We start from the raw sequence: 12455 nt of genomic DNA, 5'->3' as shown, positions 1-12455 counted from the left end.
TGGTGTTCGCGTCAAAAAGTGCCCTTAACTATTCCCTGTGGAATGTTAAGGGCATTAAAAATAAGAATCTAAAGACCTAACATCTCTTTGAAAATTCGGGTTTTGGTCCGGCTCATTGGAATTTTGCTGCGTACATCGTCATCGACCACAATGTTATAAGTACCATTAAAATAAGGGATCAGTTCCAGCATGCGTTGAATGTTAACTAAATAACAACGATGAGAGCGAAAAAAAAGAGTAGAGTTTAAACGTAATTCCAACTCGCGTAAAGTAAAGCGAGTCAGATAAGCATTCTTTTGAGTTTTAATGTAGACATTTTCTTTATCGGTATAGATAAAGATGATATCATTCGGCTGTAATAGAATTATTTTATCCCTTTGTTCAACAGGTACAACTTCCAAAGGATTAACATTTTCACCCTTATCGGAGAGCAGTGGAGTATTCTTTGATGCATTTAGGTTGTCTTTTAACTGGCGTACTTTCATTAACGCTTCTTCTAGGCGCACAGGGTGAATGGGTTTTAGAAGATAGTCTACCGCATTTACGGCAAAGGCAAATGCGGATGCGTACTCTTCTTGAGCGGTAGTCAAGATGATTGTGGGTGAATCGAGCTTTTCTCGCAATAGATCAGTCAGATCAGTCCCATTTAGACCTAGCATAGTAATGTCTAAGAAGATTAGAGAGTAATCCAGGTTGTAGATTAACTCTAGAGCATTCAAAGCATTTGCGGCTTCCCCAACAACCTGAACATCCTCAAAGAGCTCAAGTAAATAGCGAAGTTCTTTACGCGCGGAGCACTCGTCATCGACCAGTAGAACACGAAGTTTCAAGCTAATCCCTCTTTTCTTGGCATATCGGGAAGTCTAATTTTGTAGAAGGTTTTAATCATCCATTAGCCGGTGTATTCGCGCAATCGTCTGGAATTGACTGTTGATTTGATAATTCTAACAATTAAAATATTCAGATAATATTTTATAAAAATATCATCACATGTAATGTCCTCGCTTGTCAAGAAAATATTTTTTGGAAATGTGATTCCAAAGCTTCGAAAAAAACTTGCGTTGCGGAATTTGCAGAAGATTGTTCAAAATATACTTTGATATAAGTCATATAGTGGGTGATATCGTAATAATGGGATGTTTTTCCAATATACACGTGGAAATTGCTGCTTTCTTTGTTGTTAATTGACTGATAATCTTAGCATAGATATAATTAAGGAAACCCTAATAGCTTTTATGACTAATTCGGTTCATAAGGGTTGTCGTAAAAAGACAGGATATTCACCGGTTTTCATTTCAGGTTGTCCCAAAAGGGGTATGAAAGGGTGAAAGGCTTTGTTTTCCGCAACACTAATAGAGATATTGGAAACTGGGATGCTGTCATGAGATGGGCAGAAGAGGTTATGACCTCTCTATCGGTTTGTCTGAGCGACACTAATTCTTGTTTAGAGGCATTGCAAAGGCTTAGCGAAATTAACTCTTCCGGTTGTCCTGTAGTGGATAAAGCAGGGGAGTTACTGGGAATAGTCACAATGAAGGCGCTTATCGAGAGAATGATCCATAATGATCGTTCGCCTGCAGAGTTGAGTTGTCTGGAAGCATTGGAGCGCAACCCTGTGATTATAAAGCCTTCTCTACGTTTAGAAGAGGCCTGGGCTTGCCAATTTGATATGGCAGTAGTGGTTGAAGAGGATGGGCAGGTTGTTGGAGTTTTAAGCCGAGTTGATCTGGCTGTTGCTTTATATCAAGAAGCCGAATTCCAAGTTAAAGAACTTGAAGCCATACTAAACTCTGCGCATAATGGAATTGTAGTTATCAATAGCGATGGCAGGATAACTTCATTTAATAATAGGGCAGTCCAACTATTTACCAGAGTTTCACGTGAAGCTATCGGCCGCCATGTCTTAGATGTAGTGCCGATTGGTCTAATGGAGACACTGGAAACGGGAAAATCGGAGTATTCCCAAGAGTTTCGAGTAGGTCAGAGGACATATATTATGAATAGGGCTCCAGTAATACAAGAAGGGCAGATAACAGGAGCTGTTGGGGTATTTCAAGATATATCCGAAGTTAAATCCTTATCGCAAGAATTGGCCGCAGTTAAGGAACTCAACTGTGAACTTAATTCAATTATACACTCCTTCACAGATGGTTTATGCGTCACTGATTCGGCTGGCATTGTCTGTAGAGTTAATCGAATATTTCAAAAATTTAGTCTGGTCAATGCGCAGGAATTGATTGGAAGAGGAATCCAAGAAATTGAAGAGGCTGTCTATGGTCATCCGTTGTTTGACTTAGTTTTGCAACGTAAGCAACCCGTTACCATTATAGACAATAAAAATAATCACAGTCTGCTTGTCTCCGGTAATCCTGTCTTTGATGAGGACGGAAAACTCTTAAGGGTTGTAATAAACTTGAGAGATATGACCTTTCTTAATCAAATGCAACAGGAGTTGATTGATGACAATCGAATAAGCGAAAATTGTCAGGAGCTATCTGAATCGCGAAATCGTCTGGAAACTGGGGGGATGATTGGTACTGGTCCTGAGATGGTACGGGTATTCGAATTAATTAGGCGGGTAGCTAAGGTTGACTCTACCGTACTTTTATTTGGAGAATCAGGTGTTGGCAAGGAAGGTATAGGGAAACTCCTTCATACTCAGAGCAACCGAGCCGAAGGCCCTTTTATAAAACTTAATTGCGGGGCCATTCCAGAGCAATTATTAGAATCAGAACTTTTCGGATATGAGCAGGGAGCGTTTACGGGGGCCCGTCGAGAAGGTAAGATCGGTATGTTTGAGCTGGCTCATAATGGAACGCTTTTACTCGATGAAATTGGTGATTTTCCCCTTAATCTTCAGCCCAAGCTTTTAAGAGTTCTGCAAGAACGGGAGCTAGTTCCTATTGGCGGGGCAATGCCGCGTCAAATTAATGTTAGAATCTTGGCGGCAACCCATAAAGACCTTGAAGAGATGATCAGGGCGGGCCAATTTAGAGAGGATCTGTACTTTCGATTGAATGTGGTTCCGATTTTGATTCCGCCTTTGCGACAACGGCATGAGGATATCATTCCTCTTCTTAATCATTTCCGAGATAAATTTAGTAAGAAGTACGGCTTTAAGCGAGAATTCTCTCCTGAGGTAATTGAGGCTTTTCTGAAATATGACTGGCCGGGTAATGTTCGGGAGCTGGAGAATATGGTTGAGCGTTTAATGGTTGTTTCGGTAGGAGATTTGATACAGGTATCTCAGTTGCCAATTTCTTTTAAATCCAGTGCCAGAAAATCGGTAAGAGTATCAGTCAATTCCTTAATGCCACTGAAAGAGGCTGTAGAGGAAGTAGAGCGTCAACTTATTGACAAGGCCTTAGAGAAATTTGGAAGCACTTATAAGGCCGCCGCTGCATTAGGAGTTAATCAGTCTACAGTAGTCAGAAGAATGGCTCGTTTTCGGCGGACCGATGCAGAGTCACCTGCTTAACGTTAGAATATTTCCGTAACCATGATTGAAATTTAATTTAATTTCCTAGGAAAACTAAGTCATACTTGCATTATTTCGATGCAGATATGACTTAGTTCAAGCTGTGATCCAATAGTCTATTTATAGAGAATGATAGATAACACTGCAATTTTGCAGTGTTATCTATCATTCTCTTATTTTAATTATTTTAAAAATAACGGATCTTAAACCGTTGGGCATTGATTTTTGACAATTCGACTCTAGATTCCGACTAGTCGATAATAGAATGGGGCGAGAGGTGTGAAAAATTGGCATTACACTTGCAATAGACTTTGCGTTAAGTGAATTATCTAAATATTATAAAAAAACAAAAAAGAAGGAGGCGATTGCAAAATTCTCAGGAAAATCTGCAGAACAGTATAATATTCGACTGAATCTTGCAGATAGTTAAATGTATCGAAAACATATAACAAAAATTCTGAGTGCACGTGCTACACCAAACAATAGAGGTAATTACTTAGCTCCAGAACCTATAGGTGTATTCTAATTTTAAACTCAGCTGATAATAGGGTCCGGATTTTGGGTGGGGTTAACCTTCGAGCGGATGGAAGAAAAATAAAAACATATTTAAATAGAGGGGTTGAAAAATGAGGTGCGCAGAGACAGGGTATAATTTGGAAATTGATTTATCTCGAGGAAGCATTGAGAGGGTAGAAACTGACCCCCGATTAACAGAACTGCATCTGGGGGGGCAGGGTACTGCCGCGAAGATAATATGGGATAGGGTTCCTCCGGAAACTGAACCCTTTTCTCCCGATAATCTAATAATATTCAGCAGCGGTCTTTTAAATTGCACACCGGTTCCCGGTGCCAATCGTTGCATTGTCAATACTATTAGTCCACAGACAAACCTTTTTGTTAATTCAATGTTGGGTGGATATTTTGGAACGGAAATGAAATATGCCGGTTACGACAGAATAATCATTCGGGGTAAGTCCCCTAATCTGGTTTATTTGTGGATAAATAATGACAAAGTGGAAATTCGTGATGCCTCCCATCTGCAGGGTAAAGGTGCTATGGAAACACAAGGAATCCTTCAAGCTGAGTTGGATGCCAGTGCCCAAGTGGCTGCTATCGGCTTAGCTGGTGAGAACAGAGTTTATGGTGCGAGCATCGAACACGCCAGCTCTGCTGCAGCCCGTATGGCAGGTGTGGTTATGGGGGATAAAAGGTTAAAGGCGATAGCTATACGTGGCACAAAGGACATCAATGTTGCCCATCCGATTGAACTTTGGGGGCTGTGCGAACCCAAGTATAAGTCGATTGCTGATGATCCGGAGAATGGAGATCCGATGCGTTTGGATCCTTCTAATGATGCCTGGCACATGGAAAATTTCGCTTGGGGCAATGCCCGGGAGCGACGGAGAGGTTATTTTACTGAAGATGTTTACAAGAATGATGTAACGACTACTGATAAAGCGCGCTTGCGCTGGGTTGGTTGCTACAACTGTCCGAAGATGTGTAAGCAAATGCTTGAACTGGAAGATGGGAGGAAATTCTTCACAAAATGCTTCAACAGGCTTATCTATATGATGGCGGCCTATGTGGAAGATTTTAGTTTTAGTTATGAGATGCTGGCCAGAACCACACAGTATGGAATGGATGGATTTGCAACACCCCAGCTTCTGGCCTTCGCTGTTGAACTTTACGAAGCCGGCGTTCTAACTAACGAGGACCTGCCAGACTTCCCAGCTGATAACGCGGAAAGATTCTTCTATCTGCTTGATATCACGGTTCGGCGTGAAGGGTTTGTTGGTGATGCTTTAGCCGATGGCGTTTATTGGGCGGCTCGTAAGATTGGCCGGGGTGCGGAAAAATATGACCATAATACCACTAAAAAAGTGGAGCAGGTGCCTCTTAAGTTGGGAAAAGTAAATTTCCCCTATTATCTAATGTATGCCACCGGTGAGAAGATGTCTATCACCCAGATTGAAGGGTCGTATCCCCAGGCACCAGAGCCTGATTTAGAAAAGAGAAAAAAACTTGTAGAAGGCTGGGAAGCTGCTCCGGAGAGGTTCAAGAAATGGTTCTTAGAATGGGAGCCGCGTGTAGATCCTTCAATAGAAGAGTCTGTTAACATTACTGATTGGAACGAAATGATGCATTATGTTGATGACTCCATCGGGACTTGCGCTTGGTTGTCCTCCTTTAGAGGCCAATTTGGTTGCAGGCCTGCGTATCATATGTATAATTTGCCGGAATTCATCTCCTATGCCAGTGGATTTGAGCTGGATACGGACAAACTATGGAAAATAGCTGCTAGGAACCGAACTTTGGTTAGAGCCATTAATAACCGAAGAGGCTTAAGAAGAATTGATGAGGCTCCGCCTGCCGACCACTGGAAGATTAGAGAACATGAGAAGGAACAAGCATATCTCGATGGGTATTATGCTTTCAAGGGCTGGACAAACGAAGGAATTCCAACCAAAGAGACCTTGAACAAATTAGGCTTGGATTACGTGAGTGAAGACTTCATCCAGAGGGGGATCTTGACAAGCGACGGAGGTGAGATCCGTGAAGGGTGAAAAGAAAAAAGTTAAATTAATTAAAGTTAATCTAGACAAATGCATTGCATGTCGTGCCTGTGAGTTGGCCTGTTCTGCATTTCACGCCAAGCCGAAATACAGCAGCATCAATCCTGCTAGGTCTCGGATTCGGTTGGTTATGGATGTACTGAATGATGAGTATGTGCCGATACGTGCTACTGAATATACCAAATCTGAATGTGTTGGCAGACAGATTTTTACGATCAACGGAAAAGAATACAGCGAGTGCAGCTTCTGCGGAGCTTCCTGCCCGTCAAGAGATCTATTTAGGGAACCTGATTCTGGTCTTCCATTGAAATGTGATATGTGTGAGGATGAGCTAGGTCATGAGCCTAAGTGTGTAAAGGTATGCACTGTTGGAGCTCTGGTTTATGAAGAATACGAAGAAGAAGTCAATGAGGAAGTTAAAGAAAAAGAGAAGCAGATCGCGCTGGAAATGGGATTGAAATCATTGCTAGACAAATATGGAGCCCAGAGACTATTGGATAACTTTGTCCGAATGTCCCGGAAGGGCTAAAGCGTTAATGGGAAAGGAGGGATTATAAATAGTGGAGACAGTAGCTCCCTTCAAAGAGGCAATCGATGAAATCAAAGAGAGTGGTGCAGATGCCGTCAAATTCTGCTATCAATGCGGAAAATGCGATACTGTTTGTCCCTGGAACAAGGTCAGAACCTTCAGTATGCGTAAGCTGATCCGAGAGGCAACCTTCGGTTTGACTGAAATAGAAAATGAAGAGATCTGGCGTTGTACTACCTGTGAAAAATGCCAGCAGAGATGTCCCAGGGACGTAAAGCAGGTCAATAACATGATTGCCTTGCGCAGATTTGCCACGGGATATGGTGTTTTCCCAGAGGCCGTCAAGCCTGTCCGCGCCGCAAGTGCAGGCCTTTTTGCAGAAGGAAACCCCTTTGGTGAAGCGCGAAGCAAGAGGGCAGAATGGGCAGAGGGTCTTTCGGTAAAAACATTCACCGAAGGGATGGAAATCTTGTATTTTCCGGGTTGCTACTTAAGCTATGACTCAAGATTGAAGAAGGTAGCTCCGATAACGGTGTCAAAAAGATTCTTGTTTCTTCCCCTCATTGCTATCACACTTTCAAGAATGAGTATCCAGAATTCAATGTGAACTTTGAGGTGATTCATATATCCCAGTATTTGTTCGAGCTTATAAATGGGGGAAGACTCCAGATCAGCAAGGAGTATGAGAAGAAAGTTACGTATCATGACCCATGTTATTTAGGTCGGCATAATGGCATCTATGACGAACCGCGAGGGGTCTTAAAAAAGATACCTGGTTTGATATTAAACGAGATGGAGGAGTCGCGGGAAGATAGTATGTGTTGCGGAATGGGCGGGGGCAGGATTTGGATGGAAACTCAAAAGTCCGACAGATTCGCCAATCTTAGATTGGATCAAGCTATTGGAGTTGGTGCTGAGGTGATGGTTACTTCCTGCCCCTATTGCATCACCAATTTTGAAGATAGCAGGTTAGTCCTGAATTATGATGACGTCATACAGGTTAAGGACATCACGGAGATTCTCCAGGAAATCATTTAGAGGACGGAGAAGCTAAGCATGAAAAAGGAAATTGGCGTATCATATATGAAAAATGTGGCCGTGGAAATAGTCGGTGATCGCTTTTCGGAAGAGGGTTGGAGCAGGATCTCAGTTCACGTGCCAAGCGAGACGGGACTCACAATCTATGTGAATCACCAGGAATTGGTCACCATCCAGTGTACTCCAACTAAGATGGAGTGGAGTGTCTTGTCCTTGGATTCCTGTACGGAGAGGGAATCATCTCAGGTATCAGCGAAGTGGTGATGATGAAGATGTGTGAAGTGGAATCACTGGTTGATGTGAGGCTGATTGACCCCGAGTTTGAATTGCCGAATCCTTGGTACCCAGTATCCCGAAATCCACCCCTGCCTTATTGAGGATATTGACAGTGGCTCGAACGGACACTCACCTCAGGGTGCGGTGGAGGTTCAGTTTTCAAAACGTACGGACAGAAGGTTGAATCGGGTCTTGTTGTGAAGGCTACGGAAGTGTTGTCTCTAATGGGGCAACTTCAAGAGAAGATGGATCTGTACCGACTTAGTGGTGGTGTACACACTTCAGCTTTGTCCGATACTGGGAATCTGCTGGTAGTGGCCGAGGATATCGGACGACATAACACTTTGGACAAGATCCATGGCGAATGTCTAGAGAGGGCACTATCAACCCGAGACCGATTGTTGCTGACCACTGGTCGAGTTTCGTCGGAGATGTTGCTTAAGGCCGCAAAGATGCAGGTCCCGGTTGTTGTTTCGCGTCATTCGCCGACGGGGATCGCCGTTTCACTTGCTTGCGATCTAGGCATTGCTCTAATTGGTCATGCACGTGGAAATCGCCTGTTGGTGTATTCACACCCGGAGCGGCTTGACTGCTCTGCAAACTAGGTGCGGCTGGCTGATCCGGTACTTGGACAGTATGCGCACATAAAACCTAAAGAGGTGATAGAAAGTGGAACAAGAACTATTGCTAAAAGAACAAATTCAACAACTTTGTAATCGTGGTGGAAACAATAATTTTGGAGACGTAATGGTTATTGGTGGAGGGATCAGCGGTATTCAAGCCTCCCTTGATCTTGCTGCTGCCGGTTATAAGGTTTACTTGGTTGACAAAGCGCCGAGTATTGGTGGTCATATGGCCCAGCTTGACAAGACCTTTCCAACCAATGACTGCTCCAGTTGAATACTCAACCCCAAACTGGTCGAGGTCGACCGGCAGCCGAATATTGAGGTCCTAACCTATACTGAAGTTGACAGTGTAGACGGGGAAGCAGGGAACTTCAAAGTAACCTTGATTAAAAAGCCCAAATACGTTGACGAGAGCAAATGCACGGGGTGTAAAGCCTGTGTAGAATACTGCCCGGTTAAATACCCTGATCAATTTAATCAGGAAATATCTCAGAATAAAGCGATTCATATATATTTTACTCAAGCAATTCCGCTTGCCACTTATATTGATGAAAGTTGCCTTTACCTTAAAGAAAAGAAATGTACTATTTGCCAAGCAATCTGTAAGGCTGACGCCATAGATTTTAATCAAACGGCGGAGAAGGTAGAAGTAAATGTAGGGGCCATCATTCTAGCATTGGGGTTTGAGCCATTTGACCCCAAGCTCCGGAATGACTATGGCTACGGGAAGTTTAAGAACGTAGTAACCAGTCTTGATTATGAACGGATATTAAGTCCTTCCGGGGCATATGAAGGGGAGATACTGCGAGCTTCCGACAAAAAGCATCCTCATAAAATAGCGTGGATTCAATGTGTCGGGTCCAGACAAGTTAACCCGGCAGGCGGGAATAGCTATTGTTCAGCCGTATGTTGCTCCTACGCCCAGAAACAGGTGATTCTCACCAAAGAGCATGACGCAGAGGCCGAGTGTACCATATTCCATAACGATGTTCGAACACATAACAAGGATTTAGAGCGATATTTCCAAAAAGCAGAGCAACTTCCCGGGGTTCGATTTATTAGAAGCTACGTATCCATAGGAAAAGAGATCCCGAAAAGCAACAATGTAACGATTAGATATTCAACACCGGATGATGGAGTAAAAGAAGAAGAATTCGACATGGTGGTATTATCCATAGGCTTGAATCCCCCTGCTAATTATCAGGCTCTGGCCGATAAGTTCGGCATCGAGCTCAATTCCCACGGATTCTGTAAAACAGGTCTTTCCAATCCTATGGAGGCCACTAAGCCTGGGGTCTTTGTCAGCGGATCCTTCCAGGGTCCTGCAGATATTCCTGAGTCGGTTTATACCGCCAGCGGAGCTGGCTCGCAATGTGGTGAACTTCTTGACTACAGAAGAGGGAAGCTGTCCAAAGAAAGGATCTATCCGCCGGAAAGGGATGTATCCCAAGAGGAACCAAAGGTAGGCGTCTTTGTATGTCATTGCGGGGCTAATATCTCAAGGGTAGTAAATGTACCTTCCGCCGTTGAATATGCCTTAACCTTACCTAATGTTGTCTACGCCCAGGAACAGTTATTTTCATGTGCCACAAATTCTGCCAAAGAAATTGCAGACATGGCCAAGGAAAAAGGACTCAATCGATTGGTTATCGCTGCATGCTCCATCAGGACCCTTGAACCGTTATTCAGGGACACCCTTCGGGAGGCGGGAATTAATCAATATTATTTAGATATGGCTAATATTAGAGAACATTGCTCCTGGGTCCACTCGAAGGAAAAGGAAGAGGCCACCCATAAGGCAAAGGATCTAATCCGGATGTCGGTAGCCCGGTCTAGCCATTTGAAACCTTTGCAGGAATTTGCGCTGAACGTCAATAAGACGGCCTTAGTGGTCGGAGGAGGCGTAGCCGGCCTGACCAGTGCTCTGAGCGTGGCTAACCAAGGACATGAAGTTTACCTGGTGGAAAAGGATACCGACCTGGGGGGAATGGCGCGCAGAATTCATTACACCTTGGAAGGGTTGGATGTTCAAGAATATTTGCACGATGTGATTCGCCAAGTTTATCAGCACCCCTTAATCCGTGTCTATACCGAGGCAGCCATCACTGAGACAGGCGGTTTTGTGGGAAATTTCATTACCAAGGTGAAAGCTCAAGGAAGAGTCACCGAGATAAAGCATGGGGCAACCATTCTTGCTACAGGTGCTGAAGAATACCAACCCATCGAGTACCTTTATGGAAAAGATGACAGGGTAATAACCCACTTGGAGTTAGAAGAGCAAATCGTCAAAAAAGAAGAAAGCCTGCTTAACACTCGGAGTCTAGTGATGATTCAATGCGTAGGTTGCAGAAATGAAGACAGAAACTACTGTAGTAGAATATGTTGCAGCGAGTCTATCAAAAACGCCCTGAAACTAAAAGAGCTAAACCCCCAGATGGATATCTACATTCTGTTTAGGGATATGAGGACCTATGGGTTAAAAGAGGATTATTACCGAGAAGCGGCTGGTAAGGACGTAAGGTTCATCCGCTATGAGGCGCAGGATCAACCTCAGGTGGAAGAAGCTGTTGACGAGGATGGTCGGAATGTCTTAAGAATTAGTGTGACTGATCTTATTTTAGGTAAGAAGCTTGAAATTGATGCTGATAAACTCGCTTTAGCTGTCGCTGTTATTCCGTCAGCGGGAAGTCAGGAGGCTGTTGACCTATTCAAGGTAACTACCAATCAAGATGGTTTTTTCAAAGAGGCTCATGTCAAACTAAGGCCTGTTGAGTTTGCTGTCGATGGCGTTTATCTTTGCGGAATGGCTCACTATCCCAAGCATATAGCGGAAACGATTAGTCAGTCTTATGCAGCCGCAGGCCGGGCCTTAACTCTGCTCTCACGTGATTCAGTGGTAGCCTCAGGCGCTGTTGCAGAGGTGAATGGGAATGACTGCATTTCCTGCGGGGCATGTATCACGGCGTGTTCGTATGGTGCCATCGAGTTCATGATGACACCACAAGGCAGAAAAGCTGGGGTTAATCCTCCTCTATGCAAGGGGGATGGTCTTTGTAACACAGTATGTCCGACAGGGGCTATTCAACTTAAGAACTTTACCGATGAGCAGATATTGAGCCAAATCGATGCAGCGGTTGCAGGCTTGTAGATGTTCGCTATGCACAAAGACAGGATTACGAAGTAAGGCGGTGAGAAAAGCATGAGTACCAGACTTAAATTTAAACCAAAAATATTAGGGTTTGTCTGCCAATCGTGAGCATACGGGGCTGCAGACCTAGCTGGCGTGTCCAGACTACAATATACACCTGAGAGCAGGGTTATTCGTGTTATGTGTACTGGCAGAGTTGACCTGTCATTTGTCTTAAGGGCTTTTTCAAATGGAATGGATGGAGTGTTTCTGGGCGGTTGTAAGTACAATGATTGTAATTATGGTACCCAAGGAAATTATCATGCGCTGAACATGGTACTCCTATGTAAGAAAATAATGGAGCACATCGGCCTGAACCCGGACAGATTAAGGATCGAAACGATGTCTTCAGCTGATGGGAACTTGTTTGCTGAAATTATGACTGATTTTGGCAAACAGGTGAAGGAGTTAGGATCTCTCGGCAAAGGGGAAGGAATCGACGACTTGGTCCTAAAGTCCAGAATCCAAGCAGTTGCCGATATCGTCCCCTACATTAGACTGGTGGAAAGAGAAAGAATGAGAATACCCGTCCAATCAGAGGAAGTGTATTATAATTTTTTCAGCAGTGACGAGTTTACTAAATTGTTTAAGGAAACAGTGATCGAGAAATTGGTAGACAGCCAAATTATTTCCCTCTTGCGAGAAGGACCCCAGACAACCGGAGAAATCGCTAAGGTTTTAGACCTGACCCCGTCTGAAGTATCCAGACACCTGAATAGTTCGTCAAGACAAGGATTAGTTAGGTATG

General features: G+C 43.7%; 9 protein-coding genes and 1 pseudogene. 9 read left to right on the top strand and 1 reads right to left on the bottom strand.

What is annotated here, in order from left to right:
• Positions 1 to 68: 68 nt before the first annotated feature.
• Entirely contained in the window at positions 69 to 830 is a 762-nt protein-coding gene (locus tag LJE72_RS12785) for a LytR/AlgR family response regulator transcription factor (RefSeq protein WP_229247982.1), read from the bottom strand.
• Between the two features lie 494 nt (positions 831 to 1324).
• Between LJE72_RS12785 and LJE72_RS12780 the strand changes: the two genes are divergently transcribed.
• The 9 genes and pseudogenes from LJE72_RS12780 to LJE72_RS12740 form a co-directional block, all read left to right on the top strand.
• Positions 1325 to 3478, top strand: coding sequence for a sigma-54-dependent Fis family transcriptional regulator (locus LJE72_RS12780; protein WP_229247981.1), 2154 nt, complete (start codon positions 1325 to 1327; stop codon positions 3476 to 3478).
• 626 nt (positions 3479 to 4104) lie between these two features.
• Complete coding sequence (locus LJE72_RS12775) at positions 4105 to 6042, top strand: aldehyde ferredoxin oxidoreductase N-terminal domain-containing protein (RefSeq protein ID WP_229247980.1); 1938 nt, start codon at positions 4105 to 4107, stop codon at positions 6040 to 6042.
• Positions 6032 to 6580 (top strand): 4Fe-4S dicluster domain-containing protein, encoded by a 549-nt coding sequence (locus LJE72_RS12770; protein WP_229247979.1) that lies wholly within the window; start codon positions 6032 to 6034, stop codon positions 6578 to 6580. Before LJE72_RS12775 ends, LJE72_RS12770 begins: the two co-directional genes overlap by 11 nt.
• A 31-nt stretch (positions 6581 to 6611) precedes the next feature.
• Positions 6612 to 7187, top strand: coding sequence for a 4Fe-4S dicluster domain-containing protein (locus LJE72_RS12765; protein WP_229247977.1), 576 nt, complete (start codon positions 6612 to 6614; stop codon positions 7185 to 7187).
• A gap of 8 nt (positions 7188 to 7195) precedes the next feature.
• Positions 7196 to 7618 (top strand): (Fe-S)-binding protein, encoded by a 423-nt coding sequence (locus LJE72_RS12760; protein ID WP_229247976.1) that lies wholly within the window; start codon positions 7196 to 7198, stop codon positions 7616 to 7618.
• A gap of 45 nt (positions 7619 to 7663) precedes the next feature.
• On the top strand, positions 7664 to 7882 hold the full coding sequence (locus LJE72_RS12755; protein WP_229247975.1) for a hypothetical protein: 219 nt from the start codon (positions 7664 to 7666) through the stop codon (positions 7880 to 7882).
• A 188-nt stretch (positions 7883 to 8070) separates the two neighbouring features.
• A pseudogene (locus LJE72_RS12750) lies at positions 8071 to 8499 on the top strand (formate dehydrogenase accessory sulfurtransferase FdhD); the annotation flags it as partial.
• Between the two features lie 79 nt (positions 8500 to 8578).
• Positions 8579 to 11668: a CoB--CoM heterodisulfide reductase iron-sulfur subunit A family protein gene (locus tag LJE72_RS12745; RefSeq protein WP_282437903.1), complete on the top strand. Its 3090-nt coding sequence runs from the start codon at positions 8579 to 8581 to the stop codon at positions 11666 to 11668.
• Between the two features lie 51 nt (positions 11669 to 11719).
• On the top strand, positions 11720 to 12455 hold a 736-nt coding region (locus tag LJE72_RS12740; protein WP_229247974.1), incomplete at its 3' end, for a hydrogenase iron-sulfur subunit.

The organism is Desulfosporosinus shakirovi, assembly GCF_020595055.1.
Taxonomy (GTDB): domain Bacteria; phylum Bacillota; class Desulfitobacteriia; order Desulfitobacteriales; family Desulfitobacteriaceae; genus Desulfosporosinus; species Desulfosporosinus shakirovi.
Note: the sequence above shows the minus strand (reverse complement) of the source record. Positions and strands in the feature narration are given on the sequence as shown.